We start from the raw sequence: 18,567 nt of genomic DNA on the forward strand, positions 1-18,567 counted from the left end.
ATGTCGATAGGAAGCTCGGTTACTGGTTTCTTTGAACAGATCATTAACCCAATAAAAGAAAGACTCAGTAGTCCGCTTGGTAGTGCATTTGCGGCTTTCTGGTTAGCATTTAATTGGCACATTATTTACTACTTTTTAATGTCCAATGATTCAGTTGATCATAAAATCACTTTCATCAAGACAACGATGTACAGCATCGATAGCGGACTCATATTCCCTCTTATATGGGCCACCGGTTTCTGCCTAGTTTTCCCACTTTTAAAGAACATAGCTAATACGGTATGGTCTTTAAGCGATAATTGGTCGTCTCAATTCAGCGGCTTTGTCCTTAAAAACTCAACTCGACTAACAAAAGAAGAGCAAGAACAACATTTAGCCCTTTTAGAAGAAAGGACACAGGAGCATCAAGCAGCGGTTGATAGCTACAAGAGGGAAATATCCGAATTAAAAGGCCTTCTTAAAAAAGTAGATGCTTTAAAAAGTCATGATGCAAAAAGTAATGGTTCGGAAATGGAATCTGAGCGTACTGAACAAGCAGATCCTGATGAAGTAACAAGCTCTGAACTTATCCAAATAATAAAGTCTACTGATGGGTCACACAGACTAAAAAAATATCTAGCTCAACAGCTTCTGCTAAATGTAGATAATCAGATTCATAAGAAAGAGTTACAACGTTATGAAGCTATTATTGAGCTGTTAGCCAAAGAGCATCCTCACGGATGGGTAATAACTGATATAACGGCTCCAAGCAATCAGAGAACATCTGTACATGCCGTGAAAGCCGACATTGAAAAAATGTCTATGGCGGGAATTGCTGAGGTTGATGATACAAGGGAGAAAAGCAAAGCTTTTCTCTCCCACGATACTGTTAACTTTATCGTTAACTCGATAGACGAATAATGATGGGACTCCTAAAGCTCCAGCTCCACAAAGTCCCTATCCACATCTTCTTGAGTAATTCCGATGTAACGCAACGTCACAGCCTCAGAGCTGTGGCGCAGCATCTTCATGACCCGGGCAATATCGTTGGTGTTTTTGTAAAGATGGTAGCCCCTGGTTTTTCGCATCGAATGCGTTCCCAAGTCAATACCAACCTCCTCGCCTATTGCCGCAAATGCACGCGATACATAACGACGACTTAATGGTTTTGCCGGTGTATTTTTAGACCGTTGGTTTCGATAAGACTGAAAGAGATAAATGTGGTCAGGACGTTCAGAGCGAATACGAGCGATGACCGCCCTCGCCTTTTCATTGAGTTTAATTGTCGCTAGCTTCGACGTTTTGCCTTCGACCAGCAACAGCCGGTCGTGCTCGATATTTTCAAACTTGATGGATAGTAAATCTGAGATCCGCAACGCCAGGTTCAAGCCAACATCCCATACGTCAGCAATTTGCTGCCCGTAAGTTCGTTTAAGAAGGTAGCTAATTAGCTTTACGGTATCCAGATTCTTAACCGCTTGTACTTCGGCCATAATCTAGTTCCTTTTTTTCTGTAAAACGTGATTTTGAGTACTTAAAGGGGTATAAAGGGGTAAATAACCCGTTTTCAGTGGGTTTGCTTGTTCCCATTTCGTTATTTTGGGAACCTAGAACAACGGACTTGCAAGTGCTTGTCCCGGCACAATGATGTATACCTGAAAAATCGAGGCTTGAAACACACAACTATTTAATTCGTTAATCAGCCAGTAATTAGACATCAATGGTTAAAGGAATAAGCAGAATGTCAAACTCAGAAGCACAAGTTGAAAGCGAAGATGAAAACCAAGATATCGATATTGAAAAAGCGGCCAGAATAGCAAGAAGTAAAGCCAAGTTATTGGAGAACCTCAATGCTGGCAACTTTAAACAGTTAACAACAAGAGTTGCTCACATTCTCAACATTTTTCCAGAGAGCAGAAATAGTGATATCACATTAGCTCTTAGGTATTGGGAAACATACCAGCATGATGTTTTCGATGGCGAGCATATTGGCAAAAAGGACTTGTTTAAACTCGAAAGGCAAGTGGATATCACAAGAGCAAGGGCTAAAATTCAGAACGAATATAAGCTCTTTATGGCCAAAGACGAGATACGACGTCACCGGAAGAAAAATGAACGCGAAATGGTTGAAAGCACCATTAATGATCAAGCCGCGACAATAAAACAAACGCATGTGTTTTCTGACGAAAGCGGTAAGACACAGGATTTCTTTGTTGTTGGTTCAATTTGGGTATTGGAAGCAAAACAGTTAGTTTTTCTGACACAAAAGATTGAGCAGTGGAAAGTTGATAATGGGCTCCAAGGTAAAGAGATTCACTTCAAAAGAATCAAGAATGGTGATTTTAATAGGTTTAAAAGCTTAGTAGATTTAATCAGTGCCAACTCAAGTTATTTAAGCTTTAAGTCTCTAACAGCAAAGAACTCAGAGCTGAAACGAAGCCAGGCGGAAACACTTAATAAACTTCATGAAATTATACTTCACCGAGGAGTGGTTCACGAAGTAGAATCAAAAAGAATCTCAGGGAGCTCTTTGGTTAAAGTCACATTAGATGATGAAAGCTCTCTTGATCCTGTATCCTTGGAAGAACTAAAGCACAAAGTTGAAACTAAGTTAGCCGAGTCCGCGATGAATTCTGTAGGTTTAGCTGACATAACTACCGTTCCCTCTCAGCGGAGTATATTCATACAAATTGCTGACTTAATTGCCTCCTCAATTGGGAGACGCCTGAATAATCCAGACGCTGAAACGGAAAAAGATAAAATTGCAAATTATTTGATTGACAGTCTGCAACTTAACTTGTCAAAACTATCAAGTTCCTCAGATATAACTATTAGATTTAACCTTGGCAACTAAGCTAAGCCATCGGAGCAAACACAAACCCGAATCAATCAATAAGAAGCACCTTCTAGGAGAATAATTTTGGATTTGAACCAATTTCTTAGTGCAAATAACATTTCCCAAGAGGATTGGGATAAGTCCAGACTGGATAAAGAGCTTTTGCTTGACATAGAAAAGGATTACAAAGCTTACAAAGGTGAATTACATCGGGCAGCCAAATTTCTAGCGGAAACATTACAACCCTGCGAGCAAGTTCATTCAGTTCGTTGGCGAGTAAAAGAGCCATCTCATGTACTGGAAAAAATAGTTAGGAAAAGAGCTCAAGGATCTGAGAAATACGAAAAGATCAATGTAGATAACTATAAGGAGTTAATCACTGATTTAGTTGGTGTAAGAGTACTGCACCTTTTTAAAAGTGACTGGAGAGGAATTCACCAGTTTATTACCGATAAGTGGAAGCCACAGGAGCAGGTAATAGCTTATACCCGCAAAGGAGATCAAGACTCATCAAACGAAAATTATAGCAAGAATGGAATAAAGGTCGAGGTCCATGAACATGGCTATCGTTCCATTCATTACATTATCGCAACGGCGCCAACAAACAACCAAATATTATCAGAGATACAAGTTAGAACGATTTTCGAGGAGGGCTGGAGCGAAATAGATCACAAAATACGGTATCCTAACTTTTCAGATAATGAGCTCGTAGCCTATTTTTTGACTATATTCAATCGACTTTCAGGCAGCGCTGACGAGATGGGGGGCTTTGTACGTGACTTAGCAAAACAAATATCCGTAAATGAATCAAAGTTTAACGAAGCTGAACAGAAAAAACAGGAGCATTTGGCTAAGATTGAAGAGCTAGCTGAAAAGCTAAGCAAAGAACAGCAAGAGAAACAAGATAAAAGTAATAGCGTCGCCAACCTTCAACGAGAAATACGAGAATTGAGGGAGTCATCGATCCCACTGCTAACTACAAGTAATATATTAAATGCACATGCCGGTGTCGATATACTGAGTCCTGATCAAATACAAGCAGCCGCTTCAGCGGTAAAACTAGGAGCTGAGCCATTAGGCGAAATGGACTTAGCATCAGTGATGTCTGCGAATCATTACATACACGAAACAGTGACAAACACCCCTTTGCCCGATGGCTTAAATCAACTGGCAGATAATCACCAATCTTTTATTAATAGTGTTATATCTGGCGCCTTGCCCTCTGATAACCTGATTATAAGTGCCCCTGAAGTTTCGCAGAGTAAAGATAGTGATGACGGTAAAACAAACAATAACGACTAATAGAAGGTTGGCATTCGATGCTTTATCTACTAGACTCCGAACGCAAAAGGTTCGCAGAAGATTCGACATTATATTTGAAGAGCAAGTCTATTCAGTCCTGAACTGGTCGGACCTCTGCAAAGGTTAATTTTGTTATACTCAGGTGTGCGATAGACCATATTGAGGAGGTCATATGTCAACAGCATCATTTGATAGAAGTTTTGATATTCAAGACTCAAAATCAGCTGTTCGCCTAAATGAAGACCTACAATCACCTCGTTCTGTAAAAGTGGCTAAAAGAGATTATGCCAACGACGACAATAAAGGTGTTTTGTTATTAAAACAACGCTTCTCAGGCTCACAGCAGCGTTAGAACAGTTTCCGGAGGAAAGCTTGAATCAGCTTTTCTCCGATTTTAGCTGCCCCCCGCAACATGACGTTAAAAGATTTTTAACTAATTCAGCAATTAGATTTGAACGTGAAGATAAAGCAAGATCGTACTTAATTCTTGATGACGATAATGGCGATTTACTTGGTTACTTCTCTATCACGTTTAAAGAAATAACCTACCCTTCTGAAGCTGTTTCAAATACAGCAAACAAACGATTGGGTGCGGTTACCGACGCTGAGGTTGACGACAAAGTCAGAGTCAGAGCATACCTAATCGGTCAATTGGCTAAAAACAAAGCTATAGAGGGCAATCAGATAAACCTAGAGATAATACTGTCTGAAATTTACGGTGTTATTAATGAGGCGCGTGAACTTATAGGTGGAAGAGCTGTAATATTAGAGTGCGCGCAGGACGATAACCTAGTTGCTCTCTATGAGAGACATGGTTTCAAAAAAATAGAGATGCCACCTAACCATAACGGCGACATAACAATGTATATTGTAATTAGAGATTAGAGCACCGTCTCGTAGTGTGACTTTTCCCAACGTTCATTCCGTTTCCCTTTGTTCATTTACGAAATCCCCCCACCACTCCATCATCTCAACCCGTTCATCCCAGTACTCCGCCTTGTGTGAATAAGCGTCCTTCACTTTGTTCTGCTCAACGTGTGCTAATTGACGCTCTATAGCATCAGACCTGAACTTTTGGTCACTCTCATGCAGCGTTGATGAAGCCATAGTTCTAAAACCATGTGGTACAGCCTTCTCTTTTAAACGACCATCCGGGTAATGTGCATTATCCTGATACTTGAGGTAGGTTTTAGCGATCTTACCGTCTTTCGTATCTTTCGCCTTAGGAAAGTAGCCCATTTTGAACATGGCCTGCCGCATCGTATTGTCTGACATAGGCTCATCGGGCTTAGTTTCAGACGGAAATAGCAACTCATAGTGGCCGGTAATGCGTTTGATGCGTTTAATGACATCAAGAGCTTTCGCTGATAACGGCACCTCATGTGGCCGCTTCATCTTCATACGCTCTGCAGGAATCGACCAAACCTTGTTATCAAGATCAAACTCCTCCCAACGAGCGCCTCTAAGCTCCCCTGAACGCACAAACGTTAGAATCAGTAACTCAATAGCCAGAGCCGTCAATTCCCTGCCCGTCTGCGTATAGTTAGCTAGATCCTGCATGAAAAATGGCAGGTTCTTGATATCCAGAGCTTCACGGTGGACAACCGGTTTGGAAATTACTTTGACTGGGCGCAGCAAACGAATGTCGACATCGTCTTCCAGTGAATATTGATCGACGACGTATTCAAATAAACGCTGTGTATCGTCCGCTATGCGTTTGGCAGTCTCATGGTGACCCTTCGCCTCAACATTCTCAATTAAGCGCCTGACATCTTCTTTACGGACGTCAGTGATCAACTTATCACCTAATTTTTTAAGGATGCCATTTTCAAGACGCTTCCATACCCTCGCCTTATGATCTTCAGACCAAACTCGGGCCGTTGCCTGGGATTGGTACTCAAGCCATTTAGCGGCATAAAAACGTAAACTATTATCATTCGTATTTGTTGATTTTGTATCACCAGGATCGACACCATCAGCCAACATTGCCTTGGCTTTGATAGTCGCATCTTTTGCTTGCTTGAGAGTTACATTGGGGAATACACCAAGCGCCAGCGTTTTTTGCTTCTTATTGAAGCGATATTTCAAACGCCAATATTTACCGCCCTGCTTCCTTACAAGAAGCCGTAAACCGGTGCCACCGGCTACCCGGTACCATTCATCACGGTCTGAGGGTTTAAGGTGTTCTACGTGCTTATGCGTTGCTATGATTAGCTTGTCATCAGACATGGTGCTACATCCGTATAACCGAATTGAGATAGCACCAAAAGTAGCACCACTTAGTATCGATTTGCAACGATTTAATGTAGACAGAAGGAATCAGGGTTTGCCTTGAAAGCCAGTAAAATCAATGGCTCGCGGCATTTAATAGACTTTGAAATAATCGGAATTGGTGCCCGGGGCCGGACTTGAACCGGCACGAAGTTACCTTCGAGGGATTTTAAATCCCTTGTGTCTACCAATTCCACCACCCGGGCACTACATAGAAGTGTTCTCGAATAATGGAGGCGGGTCCCGGAGTCGAACCGAGATCCACGGATTTGCAATCCGCTGCATAGCCATTCTGCCAACCCGCCAGAATTTGGAGCGGGAAACGAGATTCGAACTCGCGACCCCAACCTTGGCAAGGTTGTGCTCTACCAGCTGAGCTATTCCCGCACCGTCATCTGCCGTGGCATTCTACTGTTTAATCGTTTTCAGTCAATGACTTTTTATCATTTTAATGACTGTTTGCACAAATTTACGGCAAAGCAGTTAATTTCTGGTCAATTCACTCTTGGCGCCGCGTAAATATTCCCACATGGACCACACAGTCAAAACGAAAGCCGAATAGAACAAGAACATCGATAACCAATAAATATAGACGTTCGCATTCCAAAGTAGTCCAATTAAGGCCAGCATCTGTGCCACAGTTTTCCATTTACCTAAGTTCGAAACAGCAACTTTTGCTCTGTGGCCGCTTTGCGCCATCCATTCCCGTAGTGCACTTACTATAAGCTCACGACAAATCATCGTCAGCGCCGGAATGGTAATAAAGGCAGAATTATAATCTTCAACAATGACAACCAGCGCAGCAACCACCATCGCTTTATCAGCTACCGGGTCAAGAAACTCGCCAAACTTAGTAAACTGGTTAAAGCGACGGGCAATATAGCCATCCAGAGCATCTGTGATTGCCGCTAACCAAAAGATAAAAGCAGCCCAGAAACGCGCATCTTCCATTGGTAAATAGAAAACCACCAGAAATACCGGAATAAGTACTATCCGGAAGCTGGTCAAAATATTAGGGATATTCCACTTCATTATCCGCTGATTCCTTATTGTTTTTACTCATCACGAAATGAGTAATAGATTTTCTCTGCCAATGATCGGCTAATGCCAGGTACGCTGGCTAATTTATCAATACTAGCGTTTTTTACCTCTTGTAATCCACCTAGATTTTTCAAAATGGCCTGTCTGCGCTTCGCTCCTACCCCGTCAATCTGTTCTAACGTCGAGGTTTTCTTAACTTTAGCCCGCTTCTGGCGGTGACCGGTTATTGCAAAACGATGTGACTCATCACGTATGTGCTGAATCAAATGCAGCGCACTGGCGTCTTTACTCAGCGGAATGGTTTCATGGCTACCGGCCATGATCAAAGTTTCCAGACCCGGTTTGCGCGACTCGCCTTTCGCCACGCCAATTAATACCGGCGCTTCTTTTCCCCAGTCATTAAAGTAGTTCTCCGCCTGAGCTAACTGTCCTTTACCACCGTCGATAAACAGAATATCCGGTATGTTGCCCTGCTCTTTCGCATTGTCGTACCGCTTAGCCAGGGCTTTAGACATGGCAGCGTAATCATCGCCCGGCGTTATGCCGGTAATATTATAGCGGCGGTAGTCTGACTTTTTAGGCCCGTTTTGATCAAACACAACACAGGAAGCCACCGTTTGTTGACCCATAGTGTGGCTAATATCAAAACATTCCATGCGCTGAATGGGTACACCAAATTCCAGCACCTGCTGTAATGCCTGAGTCCGGCGGTTCATCGTACTTTGCTGATTCAACCGACTCTCTAGCGCATTAACCGCATTCTTTTGAGCCAGTGACTGGTACTGACGCTTATCTCCACGTACCGAGCTTTGCAATTTAACCGGCTGCGACAGCGCATCACTCATCACTTCCGCTAAAACATTGTCAGGCTGTACATCGACGGGAAGCACGACTTCTCGTGGAATTTTCCGTCCAGCCGTATCTGACAAATAAAACTGCAGAAGAAAAGCCCTGAGTACTTCATCGTCAGGGGTATCTGTCGGCACTTTAGGAAAATAGCTGCGACTGCCTTGCAAATGATTATCCCGGATAAACAACATTTGCACTGTCGTCATTCCGTTACCACGTGCTAAACCAATAACATCCAGTTCTTGTTGGCTTCCGGTAACCGAGTTACGTTCCTGAGTTTTTCGTAGCGCAGCTATCTGGTCACGAAATCTAGCGGCTCGTTCAAAATCGAGATCTGTACTCGCCTGCTCCATTTTATTCATCAGCTCGTCAATAACCTGCTGATTCTTGCCCTGCAGGAACTGTTTTGCCAGCGCCACCTGTTCATTGTATTCGTCGTCAGTGCAAACATTAACGCAGGGCGCGAGGCAACGTTTTAACTGATACTGCAAACAAGGCCTGGTGCGCGCACGATAATAAGAGTCATCGCACTGTCGAATTGGAAACAGTTTCTGCAGCAGGTTTAGGCTTTCACGTACAGCCGAGCCATTAGGAAAGGGACCAAAATAGTCACCTTTCGCGCGCCGGGCGCCCCGGTGAAAACCAAGCTTAGGGTGCTGGTGGGAGGTTAAAATAATATAAGGATACGATTTATCGTCACGCAACAAGACATTGTAGCGTGGCCGATATTTTTTGATAAAAGAGTTCTCTAATATTAACGCTTCAGCTTCGGTGTTGGTAACGGTAACGTCCATGGACGCAATTTGTTTAACCAACACCTGTGTTTTCATCCGGTCGACCTTCTCACGAAAGTAACTGGACACACGTTTTCTTAGATCCTTTGCTTTTCCGACATAAATCACGTCACCCGACTCATCGTACATCCGGTAAACGCCGGGCTGATGAGTCAGGTGACGAAGAAAGCTGTCGCTGTCAAACTGCTTTTGTTGATTACCTTCTGTCATCTACCTTCAAACTGAATTAGGTCAACAAGACCTGACTGAATTGCAAGATGAGACAATTGTACATCACCATCGATACCGAGTTTAGAGAAAATCCGATAACGGAAGGTATTTATTGTTTTACTGCTAATGCATAAATGCCGGGATATTTCTCGTACCCGAATGCCCCGACTGAGCATTTGTGCGACCTGAAGCTCGCGTTCACTCAGCATATCAACCATTGTTTTTTGCTGTTGCGAACGCGGATTCTGTGCAAGATAAGCGGCAACCGGCGCTGCGACAAAAACATTGCCCTGTTTCAACGAACGAATTGCCTGAACTAAGTCAGCACTGTCGCACGAGTCCAGTAAGTATCCGTCGACAACGCTAATACCGCACTGAAAATCAAGTATATCTTGTTGGCTGCTACCCCAGACAATAAGCTTTAGATCGCAGTGACGGCGCTTCAAACGACGCCAGTGTTCCACTGTTGCAGCACCACCAAGTCGGCTGCATAAAACAACTACTGCGTCTTCATACTCGTAGCAAGCTCGGCGTAAATCGGCAATACCGGTTACGGTCAATATTTGATCACTGAAGTGTTGCTGCAGAACAGAGGCCATGCCGGCGCTAATAATGGGGCTGGGGATCGCTAAAATAATACGGTTCATTTTCACATTCCTTATTTGTATACCTTGTTAGTCTTCCTGATTAGGTTAAATCCGTACCACCCTGCCCGAATTCGGATAGAATATTCTGAGCTTTTAAAGACAATAACAAGCGGCTTTTACAGAACTTTACAAAAACTCTGAAAAAGCCAATTCAAAGGTGTGAAAATAACATTTGAAGACTAGCTTCAATGTGAATTTTTATACTGGGCTACAGACGTGCCTGATCCAGCATGTCCCACAAATAGCAGGCTAAATAACTGCGGTAAGGCTGAGCCCGTTCGGGGATGATCAAAATATCCTGGTCTTTCAGCAGGCTCATGGCTTTACGCAGCGAGCTATCCTGAATGGGAAAAAGATCTTCATGGGCAAAATGAAACATAGCTAAAATAGACGCCGTCCAGGGACCAATACCTTTAAGCTGAGTCACATCCTTAATCAGGTCAGCTGAATTCATCTGCGACCAGGCATCTATTCTCTCAGGCTGAGTTTGATGACAGTGAGCAACGCTGTTAATAGCTGCAGCTTTGGAACGACTGACACCGCACCCTGTTAATTCCTCCGCAGGAATATAAGCAATGCGACCTACTCCTAATGCTTTTGCCTTTTGCTCTGCTCTTTCAATAATGGTTGCGGAGGCTTTTAAAGACAGCATTTGACGAATAATAATTCGTGGCAGTGCCTCGATAACGGGTGTTTCAGATGCCGCCAATAAGCCTCGCTCGGGCAACTGAAGCAGCAACAAGTCGATACCCGGCTGAGTATCGATAAGGTGTTGTCTGACGATTGCTGGTGTCGTTTTCATACAATTATTACGCAAATACCGTAAAAGTCTGTCGACTTATAGCTAATAACTCGCCCTTCTCACTCCACAGACCCGCGCGGCTGTGCCCATAACCATTTTCAGCATGCTCAATAAAAGCTTCGTACTGAAACCAGTCGTGGCTACTGAAACTTTGTAGAGGAATATCGGGAAACTCAATAGTCCAGGTTAAAGACGAGGCCGGCGCAGGGCTGTCCAGATGAGGCAAGACTGCCGGTGGCCAGGCGTCAACTAAAGCCAGTATAGTTGCCGTTGTCAGCGGCTGTTGTTCTTCACGAAAACGTATCCAGCCACCAAAAGTTCTTCCCGGTTGTCCGCTAAATGGCATACCACCTGACGTAATACGGTAATCGAAGTTTTTCGCAAACTCTGGGACAATATCCGCTTCAGGTAAACCTGGTCCGTCGTTGATGGTTTTAAGATCGGGTGGCGTTTCACTTACCACTGTAACCGTTGAACTTCGGCCTTTGCCCAGGCTCGCCAGACAAGACAACATAATCTGCCCTTGCTGCTGCAGTTCGACAGCAACCTGAATAACCGATTTTCCCTCGCGCAAAATTCGGTAATTTAACTCAGCCTCACCCGGTTCAGCAGGCGCGACAAAAGAGATACTCATGGAACGAAGATGATATTCAATCGGAAATTGTTTCAACAAAAACTGAGCAGCCAATGCTCCGCTGAATCCGCCGAAAAACGCGCGTCCCTGAGCCCAGCCGGAAGGTAGTTCAATGACTTGATTGTTCTTATCCGCAACGATTTGTTCTACAGCTGTGTGGAAGTTCATACTATTCCCTATTTAAACGACTGTTTGATTTAAGCTTTAAGAATACCAATTATCACCATTAATACAAAAGAAGCGCTTAATAAAAGAAAATAACCAAAAACACAGGCTAAAAATTTGAATACAGTTAATGTCCAGCTTTGCTGATAGAAGCTCTTTTGCGTCAATAGCAGATAAGTGAACATCCATCCAATAAGAATATAACCTAACCAGTCTGATGGTAAGGTTAACCAGGTCCAGCCAAAGTTATCAATCAGCGGGTTAGTTATATAGCCTAATGTCGACAACAACATCAGGGAAAGCAGTAAAAAAGCATGTGTATGCAAAGCTACAGTTAAGTGCTCTAAGTAGTAACGGTTACTGAATAAATAAAGGACTTTTAAATACAGTGCCCAAAAAGGCAGCATCAAAAGCATCATCTGTGGTGTCATTGAAATCAGTTTTTGCGTAAACAGCTGGGGGTTTTGCTTTAAATGCTGAAGTTTCTGTTCAAGCATCCGCGTTTGCTCTTCATTCAACCAGGGGATATCACCAAACTCCAACTCAAATCCGCGCCGTACGGTACTTTCGTTAGAGTCACTTTCAGATATTTCTGTTTCAGACTGTCGGGCCTCGCTCTTTGACTGTGAATCATTAAAGGTTATCTGTGATGTCAGCACCATAAAAGATATCAACGAGATAAAGAAATAGAGCCTGAGCGGAGGTACATAAGAGGCATGACGTCCTTTCATAAACTCAGATGATAGAAAACCAGGTTTTAGAAAGAGTCCTCTGAGAGTACGGTAGAATCTGGAGTCCCAGTGCCCTAACTCACCAAAAAGATCGCCGACAACGGCAAAAACGCTGCGTATGCTTTGTTTATCCTGTTGGCCGCATTGATGGCAGTATTCACCGGTAAGAGGTGTATTACAGTTCTTACAATTACTGACGGTCGATTCCATGGCAAAATTCCATTTTTGCTTAATATAACAGGAGGTTTAAAGTTGCGCTATCGGCTGGAACAAAAAGCTGCGGGAACAAAAAAAGCCCCACTCAAATGAGCGGGGCTTTTTTCTGAATTTGGCGGAGAGGGAGGGATTCGAACCCCCGGTGGGTATGAACCCACGCCTGATTTCAAGTCAGGTGCATTAAACCGAGCTCTGCCACCTCTCCGTATTTTTGTTCTCTGCAACTGCGTTGTTGAGAACGAGGCGAATATTAAAGACCTAAGTTACGCTTGTAAAGTAAAAATTTGAACAAAGTGTTCGTTTGGGCGTTTATTAAACAAACCGACCAAAATTCGCCAGAAATTACTACCTTCTGCTCTACCCAACGCCCCCATTAATGCTGTAGTATCGAGGAAACTTTTTAAATAAAAAACAGTCTTAACAGACAGTAAGTTCAACACGGAGAAATCTATGAACAATCGCAGTCAGACTTATGTCGGTCAGAACGAATCGACGCTGGCCGTTAATAAGGTATTACGCAACACCTACACTTTATTGGCAATGACATTAGCCTTTAGTGCTATTGTTGCTACTATCAGCACGATGATGAACTTGCCCTATCCGGGTTTCATTATCACTTTAGTTGCTTACTTTGGCTTACTTTTTGGTATTCACAAAACCAAAGATAGCGGCATGGGCATTGTACTAACCTTCGCTCTAACAGGCTTTTTAGGTTACACCCTTGGCCCTATCCTTAACATGGCATTATCAATGCCTGGTGGTGGCGAGATGGTTGCTACTGCGTTAGGCGGTACAGCTCTGACCTTCTTTGCAACTTCGGCTTATGTGTTAACCACGAAGAAAGACATGTCTAAACTGGGTGGTCTGGTTACTGCCGGTATTATCATGGTTTTTGTGGCGATGCTGGCTAACCTGTTCTTCCAACTGCCAGCATTACAGCTTGCAATATCTGCTATCATGATTCCATTGATGGCAATGCTGATTATGTGGCAGACCAGCGACATTATTAACGGTGGCGAGCGTAATTACATCCTTGCAACAGTCACTTTGTATGTTTCGATTTATAACTTGTTCCTTAGCTTGCTACAATTGCTAATGGCGTTTAGCGGCGATGATTAATCTCTCCTGCTAAAATAATAACAAACGCCCCGCCATGCGGGGCGTTTTTGTATAAACGGACAGTTTATGGCTAAACTTACTCTCATTCTTCAACGTTCTGTTAAAGAACGAGCTCGTTCTTTAGACGCTCTGGCATTTGCAAAAGCGGCTATCAACACCGGCCACACCATAGCCTGTGTGTTTTTTTATCGGGAGTCGGTAAATCACGCGGAATTTCCCACTCCAGCAGAAAATGAAGACTTGATTACGCAATGGGAAGAGTTTAGCCAGCACCACCAAGTCCCCCTGGTGGTCTGCCATACCGTAGCTGAACGCAAAGGAATGGAGAAATTCCATCCCGGTTTTGAAGCCTCAGGTTTAACCGCTCTGGCAACTGCCATGGCTAACAGCGACCGGACCTTACAGTTTTAATGACCATGAAAAAAATTGCTATTTTACAATGCAGTGCCGCTAGCGACTCGGCGACCGAAGCACTCGATATTGCTTTAGCATTGGCCAGCTTTGATTATCCGGTGCAATTAATATTGTCCGGTGAAGCCGTTAAGTCTCTACTGAACCAACCTTCTAAGCGTTATGCCATGCTGGAATTACTGGATGCTGAGCCTGTTGTAATAAGTTCAGAAGAGTTAACCGATACAAGCGCCCTGCCCGCAAACATTGATACGGTTATCGTCTCGCCAGAACAATTAAAGCGTCACCTAAGCCAATTTGACGAGGTATTACAATTCTCATGACCTCTACTTTACACTGGTTAAGAAATTCGTCTTTAGTGCCTTGGCTGGAACAACATGGCCACCTGCTGAGTGACACTGATGCCTTGCTTATGTCGGGCGTAGCACTCAACGAACTGCCACCTGAGTCACCTGTTGAATTACCGGTTTATGCGCGCAAACAGGAAGCTAACGCTTTGGATACTGCACTGCCTGACTACGTCATGTTAAAATCGGACGAGCAGTGGGTTGAGCTGGTGCTTAGCTTCCAACAACAAATAACCTGGTAATATCACGGCATGATTGAATTTAACGGTAAAGAATACGAAACCGACAAACACAACTACCTTGCAAACTTAGACGACTGGAGCGAGGAGCTGGCCCTTCACTTTGCAGAGTTAGAAAATATCGACATGACCCCGGCACACTGGGAAGTCGTGACTTTTGTGCAGGATTTTTACCGTGAATTTGATACCAGTCCGGCAATGCGCGTACTGGTTAAAGCCATGAAAAAGCAGTTAGGCGAGGATAAAGGCAACAGTCGTTATTTGTATAAGCTGTTCCCTAAAGGCCCGGCAAAGCAGGCCACACGAATTGCGGGCCTGCCTAAACCGGCTAAATGTATTTAATTTAAGCCTTAAGCACTTCTACACCGCCCATGTAAGGACGTAATACCTCAGGCACAACAATTGAGCCGTCTTCCTGTTGGTAGTTTTCCAGCACGGCTACCAGCGCACGGCCAACAGCCAGACCAGAGCCGTTTAATGTGTGCATAAGTTCAGGTTTCTTCGCGCCTTTACGACGGAAACGAGCCTGCATACGGCGCGCCTGAAAGTCCTGCATGTTCGAGCAAGAGCTGATTTCACGGTACGCTTCCTGCGCCGGCAACCAAACTTCCAGGTCGTAGGTTTTAGCTGCCCCAAAGCCCATATCCCCAGTACACAGCAGTACTTTTCGATACGGCAGCTCAAGCTTTTGCAGCACAGTTTCGGCGTGGCCTGTTAATTGCTCCAGCGCATCCATCGACTGTTCAGGTTTAACCAACCAGACCAGTTCCACTTTATCAAACTGATGCTGACGAATAAGCCCACGAGTGTCGCGACCGTGAGAACCGGCTTCACTGCGGAAACACGGCGTATGCGCGGTAAACTTAAGCGGTAGCTCTTCTTCGTCAGCAATTTCATCACGGTATAAGTTTGTTAACGGCACTTCAGCCGTTGGAATCAACGACATAGGAATTTGATCCTGAGACTCGCCTTCAATATGGAATAAATCCTTACCGAACTTAGGTAACTGACCGGTTCCGTATAATGAGTCCTGGTTCACCATATAAGGCACATAGGTTTCAAGATACCCATGCTCGTCAGTATGTAAATCCAGCATAAACTGAGTCAGAGCGCGATGCATGCGGGCGATACCACCACGCATAACCACAAAGCGTGCTCCAGTGAGCTTCGCGGCCGTTTCAAAGTCCATACCTTTGGCTAATGCTTCGCCTAAATCGACATGATCTTTCACTTCAAAGTCGAACGACTTAGGCTTGCCCCAAGTCAGGACCTCCTGATTTTCATCTTCATCCGCACCTTCCGGGACTTCGTCTGCCGGCAAGTTCGGAACACCCATAATAATATCGTTAAGTTCTTGCTGGATAACTTTTAGCTCTTCTTTAGCGTTATCCAGTTGCTCGCCTAAATCGCTTACCGCATCTAACAAAGGTTGTATGTCTTCACCTGAAGCTTTTGCCTTACCAATGGCTTTCGAGCGGCTGTTACGCTCTGCCTGCAACTGCTCGGTGCGCACCTGCACCTCTTTGCGCTGCTCTTCCAGCTTTTGTAATTTGGCAACGTCTAAGTCAAAGCCTCGCGTTGCTAGCTTTTTTGCGGTCTGGTCTAATTCCTCTCGGAAGTATTTTGCGTCTAGCATGAGTGTCCTATTTAACCGTTGTTGAGTACAACATCATTGCCGCGAAAACTGCAGCAATACAAATAATTACATTAAAGGCAATGTGCAGAGCGGCTTTAAGCAGCTCACCCTGACTGGCTAAGGCCACAACTTCGACAGAGAATGTCGAGAAGGTTGTAAAAGCCCCCAGTAAACCAACGCCTAAAAATAAACGAGTTGTTTCAGAAACAGGTTGTTGCTCTGCGTAAGCCAGCAACAACCCTAAGAAAAATGAACCTATTATGTTAACGGTCAACGTGGCAAAAGGGAATGCCCGAACCCCAAATGATTGCATAGCAAGAACCATAGCAAAACGTGCCGATGCACCTATTGCGCCCCCCACTGCAACGCAAAAGAAATGAAGAAGAAGGTTATTCATCAGGTTCCCTGTGCCAGTCTGACTTTGAATCCATATCTTGCAGCCAACGGAGCTTTTCCTGCAACTTTATTTCTAAACCACGCGGCTCAGGGGCGTAGAACTGGGTATCGGCGATTTCCGACGGTAAGTAACGTTCACCCGGAACGTAAGCGTTAGGATAATTATGTGCGTACTGGTAGTCAGCACCATATCCCTGAGCTTTGTGCACCTTGGTTGGTGCGTTACGCAAATGTTCAGGCACCGGCGCATCGCTGTGTTCTTTTGCGGTTCTTAGTGCGCTTTTAAAGGCATTATAAACGGCATTACTTTTCGCCGCACAGGCGCAATAAATAACCGCCTGAGCAATGGCTCGTTCACCTTCGGCGGGGCCAACTCTGTGGTACGTATCCCAGGCGTTTAATGCCAACTGTAATGCCCTGGGGTCAGCATTACCTATATCTTCAGAGGCGATAGCCAATAGCCGGCGGGCAATAACCAAAGCGTCCCCACCACCGGTCAATAAGCGCGCGTACCAATACAAGGCTCCGTCTGGAGACGAGCCTCTGACAGACTTATGAAAAGCGGATAAAACATCGTAGTAATGGTCACCCTGATGATCAAAAGCCGTGGCTTTTTCACCAATAGCCGCAGTGATCAACTCGGGCGTAATTGGCTGGCTGCTGCTCTCAACAAAATCAGCAACCACTTCCAGATAGTTTAATAAGCGACGTGCATCCCCACCAGCTAAGTCCAGAAGCTTTGCCCTGGCTTCACCTTCCAGTTGCAATTGACGTTGACCAAGGCCTCGTTCCGCGTCCGTTAACGCGCTTTCCAGAGCCTGTTCAAGATCCGTTTTGGACAGTGTTTGTAACCGGTAAACCCGCGCCCGCGACAGCAGTGCGTTGTTAAGCTCAAAGCCGGGGTTTTCGGTGGTCGCGCCAATAAAGACAATAGTGCCGTCTTCAATGTGGGGCAAAAAAGCGTCTTGCTGGCTTTTGTTGAAACGGTGCACTTCGTCCACAAACAAAATGGTGCGGCGTCCCTGCTGCTGAGCCAGCAACTTCGCTTCTTCAATGGCTTTTCGAATGTCTTTAACACCGGAGGTTACCGCACTAATGCGGCTGACCGTAGCATTTGCCTGAGTCGCAATGAGTTCAGCTAAGGTGGTTTTACCGGTACCCGGAGGCCCCCATAAAATCATTGAATGCAGATGCCCCTGCTCGACCGCTACCCGCAAAGGTTTACCGGGAGCAAGAAGATGTTGCTGACCTACATACTCGTCAACCGTACGCGGGCGCATTCGCGCCGCAAGAGGTTTGAAATCGGGTTGAAAATCTAAGTCCAGACCTGCCACAACAATTAACTTTGATCGTCGACGTCGACATCAGCGGGCACATCAAAAACAAATTGTTCGTCGCTGATGGTTTCATTTAACGCCACATTATTCAGCATCAGTTCAGTCCGCTCGCCCTGAGCCTGAACCATAGTTATCTCTGTGAGTTTTTCATCAGTAAATCTTAACTCCAGCTTACTGCCATTCGTTTGATGCTCAACAAAGTAGCGGTTATCGCGAAAGCTGACATTATAGTTCTGCCACTGATTACCGTTGCTGTTCAACACCAGCAGTAAAGGGCTGTCGTCAACCATGTCCTGCTGTGCATAAATGGTTACTTGTTCAACAAAAGGATTGTAGTACCAGACCTTTTTGCCGTTAGCGACCATCACGCTTTCGTCCGGCTCTTTCGTATGCCAATACAAATTAGCGGGTCGTTTTAGCTTTAACGTACCGCTTAATGTTTGTAGCACTTCGCCCTGTTCATCTTTTACTTGCTGTTCAAACTCTGCCGATAAGCTTTGAGTTTGTTTCAGTAAACTTTGCAGAGCCTGCTTGTCTGACTCGTCGCCTGAGGCAAACACATTAAACGAAACGGCCATGACCATGGCAAATACAACTGCTTTCAT

The 18,567-nt window shown here is 44.7% G+C and carries 22 protein-coding genes and 4 tRNA genes; 10 read left to right on the plus strand and 16 right to left on the minus strand.

The annotated features are described in order from the left end of the window. On the plus strand, window positions 1-900 hold the full coding sequence (locus IL_RS03265; RefSeq protein WP_011233898.1) for a hypothetical protein: 900 nt from the start codon (window positions 1-3) through the stop codon (window positions 898-900). Between the two features lie 11 nt (window positions 901-911). On the opposite strand, the gene IL_RS03270 is transcribed toward IL_RS03265, so the two are convergent. Then, entirely contained in the window at window positions 912-1,472 is a 561-nt protein-coding gene (locus IL_RS03270) for a tyrosine-type recombinase/integrase (protein WP_011233899.1), read from the minus strand. A 248-nt stretch (window positions 1,473-1,720) separates the two neighbouring features. Here IL_RS03270 and IL_RS03275 point away from each other — a divergent pair, with 248 nt between their 5' ends. The 4 genes from IL_RS03275 (at window position 1,721) to IL_RS03290 (ending at window position 5,002) form a co-directional block, all read left to right on the plus strand. After that, window positions 1,721-2,833 (plus strand): DUF3800 domain-containing protein, encoded by a 1,113-nt coding sequence (locus tag IL_RS03275; RefSeq protein ID WP_011233900.1) that lies wholly within the window; start codon window positions 1,721-1,723, stop codon window positions 2,831-2,833. Window positions 2,834-2,899: 66 nt separating this feature from the next. Continuing rightward, window positions 2,900-4,117 carry a RelA/SpoT domain-containing protein gene (locus tag IL_RS03280; RefSeq protein WP_011233901.1) on the plus strand — a complete coding sequence of 406 codons (1,218 nt, stop codon included), beginning with the start codon at window positions 2,900-2,902 and terminating at the stop codon, window positions 4,115-4,117. A gap of 172 nt (window positions 4,118-4,289) precedes the next feature. After that, a complete protein-coding gene (locus tag IL_RS03285) occupies window positions 4,290-4,469 on the plus strand; it encodes a hypothetical protein (RefSeq protein WP_011233902.1) in 180 nt (59 codons plus the stop codon). Window positions 4,470-4,489: 20 nt separating this feature from the next. Further along, window positions 4,490-5,002 carry a hypothetical protein gene (locus IL_RS03290; protein ID WP_011233903.1) on the plus strand — a complete coding sequence of 171 codons (513 nt, stop codon included), beginning with the start codon at window positions 4,490-4,492 and terminating at the stop codon, window positions 5,000-5,002. 33 nt (window positions 5,003-5,035) lie between these two features. Here the strand turns inward: IL_RS03290 and IL_RS03295 are convergent, their stop codons facing one another. The 11 genes from IL_RS03295 to IL_RS03345 all read right to left on the minus strand — a co-directional run bounded on the left by IL_RS03295 (window position 5,036) and on the right by IL_RS03345 (window position 12,682). Next, window positions 5,036-6,346 (minus strand): tyrosine-type recombinase/integrase, encoded by a 1,311-nt coding sequence (locus IL_RS03295; RefSeq protein WP_011233904.1) that lies wholly within the window; start codon window positions 6,344-6,346, stop codon window positions 5,036-5,038. A gap of 161 nt (window positions 6,347-6,507) precedes the next feature. Then, window positions 6,508-6,594 (minus strand) — tRNA-Leu (locus IL_RS03300). A 25-nt stretch (window positions 6,595-6,619) separates the two neighbouring features. Further along, window positions 6,620-6,693 (minus strand) — tRNA-Cys (locus IL_RS03305). 6 nt (window positions 6,694-6,699) lie between these two features. Then, a tRNA-Gly gene (locus IL_RS03310) sits at window positions 6,700-6,775 on the minus strand. Between the two features lie 96 nt (window positions 6,776-6,871). After that, window positions 6,872-7,420, minus strand: coding sequence for a CDP-diacylglycerol--glycerol-3-phosphate 3-phosphatidyltransferase (gene pgsA, locus IL_RS03315; RefSeq protein ID WP_011233905.1), 549 nt, complete (start codon window positions 7,418-7,420; stop codon window positions 6,872-6,874). A gap of 23 nt (window positions 7,421-7,443) precedes the next feature. Continuing rightward, window positions 7,444-9,282, minus strand: a complete 1,839-nt coding sequence (gene uvrC / locus IL_RS03320; protein ID WP_011233906.1) for an excinuclease ABC subunit UvrC — start codon at window positions 9,280-9,282, stop codon at window positions 7,444-7,446. After that, entirely contained in the window at window positions 9,279-9,929 is a 651-nt protein-coding gene (locus IL_RS03325) for a LuxR C-terminal-related transcriptional regulator (RefSeq protein WP_011233907.1), read from the minus strand. The genes uvrC and IL_RS03325 overlap by 4 nt, the downstream gene beginning before the upstream one ends. Before the next feature lie 208 nt (window positions 9,930-10,137). After that, complete coding sequence (locus IL_RS03330; RefSeq protein WP_011233908.1) at window positions 10,138-10,731, minus strand: DNA-3-methyladenine glycosylase family protein; 594 nt, start codon at window positions 10,729-10,731, stop codon at window positions 10,138-10,140. Between the two features lie 7 nt (window positions 10,732-10,738). Beyond that, the gene (locus tag IL_RS03335) at window positions 10,739-11,533 is read right to left on the minus strand and encodes a thioesterase family protein (RefSeq protein WP_011233909.1); all 795 of its coding nucleotides are present in this window, start codon (window positions 11,531-11,533) and stop codon (window positions 10,739-10,741) included. Window positions 11,534-11,562: 29 nt separating this feature from the next. Further along, the gene (locus IL_RS03340; RefSeq protein WP_011233910.1) at window positions 11,563-12,471 is read right to left on the minus strand and encodes a DUF3667 domain-containing protein; all 909 of its coding nucleotides are present in this window, start codon (window positions 12,469-12,471) and stop codon (window positions 11,563-11,565) included. A gap of 119 nt (window positions 12,472-12,590) precedes the next feature. Next, window positions 12,591-12,682: transfer RNA gene (locus IL_RS03345), tRNA-Ser, on the minus strand. 245 nt (window positions 12,683-12,927) lie between these two features. On the opposite strand from IL_RS03345, the gene IL_RS03350 reads away from it, so the two are divergent. From IL_RS03350 to IL_RS03370, 5 genes are all read left to right on the plus strand, one after another. Next, entirely contained in the window at window positions 12,928-13,596 is a 669-nt protein-coding gene (locus tag IL_RS03350) for a Bax inhibitor-1/YccA family protein (RefSeq protein WP_011233911.1), read from the plus strand. Window positions 13,597-13,662: 66 nt separating this feature from the next. Beyond that, window positions 13,663-14,007 carry a sulfurtransferase complex subunit TusD gene (tusD, locus tag IL_RS03355; RefSeq protein ID WP_011233912.1) on the plus strand — a complete coding sequence of 115 codons (345 nt, stop codon included), beginning with the start codon at window positions 13,663-13,665 and terminating at the stop codon, window positions 14,005-14,007. Next, window positions 14,007-14,330 carry a DsrE family protein gene (locus IL_RS03360; protein ID WP_011233913.1) on the plus strand — a complete coding sequence of 108 codons (324 nt, stop codon included), beginning with the start codon at window positions 14,007-14,009 and terminating at the stop codon, window positions 14,328-14,330. The genes tusD and IL_RS03360 overlap by 1 nt, the downstream gene beginning before the upstream one ends. Next, complete coding sequence (locus IL_RS03365; RefSeq protein ID WP_011233914.1) at window positions 14,327-14,596, plus strand: hypothetical protein; 270 nt, start codon at window positions 14,327-14,329, stop codon at window positions 14,594-14,596. Before IL_RS03360 ends, IL_RS03365 begins: the two co-directional genes overlap by 4 nt. A gap of 9 nt (window positions 14,597-14,605) precedes the next feature. Continuing rightward, the gene (locus IL_RS03370) at window positions 14,606-14,935 is read left to right on the plus strand and encodes a TusE/DsrC/DsvC family sulfur relay protein (protein ID WP_011233915.1); all 330 of its coding nucleotides are present in this window, start codon (window positions 14,606-14,608) and stop codon (window positions 14,933-14,935) included. 1 nt (window position 14,936) lies between these two features. Here the strand turns inward: IL_RS03370 and serS are convergent, their stop codons facing one another. Genes serS through lolA form a run of 4 tightly spaced genes read right to left on the minus strand, consistent with a single transcriptional unit; the run spans window position 14,937 to window position 18,567 of the window. Beyond that, window positions 14,937-16,229, minus strand: a complete 1,293-nt coding sequence (gene serS, locus IL_RS03375) for a serine--tRNA ligase (RefSeq protein ID WP_011233916.1) — start codon at window positions 16,227-16,229, stop codon at window positions 14,937-14,939. A gap of 7 nt (window positions 16,230-16,236) precedes the next feature. Further along, window positions 16,237-16,626 carry a fluoride efflux transporter CrcB gene (gene crcB, locus IL_RS03380; RefSeq protein ID WP_011233917.1) on the minus strand — a complete coding sequence of 130 codons (390 nt, stop codon included), beginning with the start codon at window positions 16,624-16,626 and terminating at the stop codon, window positions 16,237-16,239. Beyond that, window positions 16,619-17,959, minus strand: coding sequence for a replication-associated recombination protein A (locus tag IL_RS03385; RefSeq protein ID WP_011233918.1), 1,341 nt, complete (start codon window positions 17,957-17,959; stop codon window positions 16,619-16,621). Before IL_RS03385 ends, crcB begins: the two co-directional genes overlap by 8 nt. A gap of 5 nt (window positions 17,960-17,964) precedes the next feature. Next, window positions 17,965-18,567 (minus strand): outer membrane lipoprotein chaperone LolA, encoded by a 603-nt coding sequence (lolA, locus tag IL_RS03390; RefSeq protein ID WP_011233919.1) that lies wholly within the window; start codon window positions 18,565-18,567, stop codon window positions 17,965-17,967.

It is taken from the genome of Idiomarina loihiensis L2TR, assembly GCF_000008465.1.
GTDB lineage: Bacteria > Pseudomonadota > Gammaproteobacteria > Enterobacterales > Alteromonadaceae > Idiomarina > Idiomarina loihiensis.

Coding starts and splice junctions, on each gene's coding strand:
- IL_RS03330 (WP_011233908.1), bottom strand. CDS start 10,731: ATGAAAACGACACCAGCAATCGTCAGACAACACCTTATCGATACTCAG.
- IL_RS03340 (WP_011233910.1), bottom strand. CDS start 12,471: ATGGAATCGACCGTCAGTAATTGTAAGAACTGTAATACACCTCTTACC.
- IL_RS03370 (WP_011233915.1), top strand. CDS start 14,606: ATGATTGAATTTAACGGTAAAGAATACGAAACCGACAAACACAACTAC.
- lolA (WP_011233919.1), bottom strand. CDS start 18,567: ATGAAAGCAGTTGTATTTGCCATGGTCATGGCCGTTTCGTTTAATGTG.
- IL_RS03325 (WP_011233907.1), bottom strand. CDS start 9,929: ATGAACCGTATTATTTTAGCGATCCCCAGCCCCATTATTAGCGCCGGC.
- IL_RS03265 (WP_011233898.1), top strand. CDS start 1: ATGTCGATAGGAAGCTCGGTTACTGGTTTCTTTGAACAGATCATTAAC.
- IL_RS03275 (WP_011233900.1), top strand. CDS start 1,721: ATGTCAAACTCAGAAGCACAAGTTGAAAGCGAAGATGAAAACCAAGAT.
- crcB (WP_011233917.1), bottom strand. CDS start 16,626: ATGAATAACCTTCTTCTTCATTTCTTTTGCGTTGCAGTGGGGGGCGCA.
- uvrC (WP_011233906.1), bottom strand. CDS start 9,282: ATGACAGAAGGTAATCAACAAAAGCAGTTTGACAGCGACAGCTTTCTT.
- pgsA (WP_011233905.1), bottom strand. CDS start 7,420: ATGAAGTGGAATATCCCTAATATTTTGACCAGCTTCCGGATAGTACTT.
- serS (WP_011233916.1), bottom strand. CDS start 16,229: ATGCTAGACGCAAAATACTTCCGAGAGGAATTAGACCAGACCGCAAAA.
- IL_RS03335 (WP_011233909.1), bottom strand. CDS start 11,533: ATGAACTTCCACACAGCTGTAGAACAAATCGTTGCGGATAAGAACAAT.
- IL_RS03285 (WP_011233902.1), top strand. CDS start 4,290: ATGTCAACAGCATCATTTGATAGAAGTTTTGATATTCAAGACTCAAAA.
- tusD (WP_011233912.1), top strand. CDS start 13,663: ATGGCTAAACTTACTCTCATTCTTCAACGTTCTGTTAAAGAACGAGCT.
- IL_RS03270 (WP_011233899.1), bottom strand. CDS start 1,472: ATGGCCGAAGTACAAGCGGTTAAGAATCTGGATACCGTAAAGCTAATT.
- IL_RS03365 (WP_011233914.1), top strand. CDS start 14,327: ATGACCTCTACTTTACACTGGTTAAGAAATTCGTCTTTAGTGCCTTGG.
- IL_RS03350 (WP_011233911.1), top strand. CDS start 12,928: ATGAACAATCGCAGTCAGACTTATGTCGGTCAGAACGAATCGACGCTG.
- IL_RS03295 (WP_011233904.1), bottom strand. CDS start 6,346: ATGTCTGATGACAAGCTAATCATAGCAACGCATAAGCACGTAGAACAC.
- IL_RS03360 (WP_011233913.1), top strand. CDS start 14,007: ATGACCATGAAAAAAATTGCTATTTTACAATGCAGTGCCGCTAGCGAC.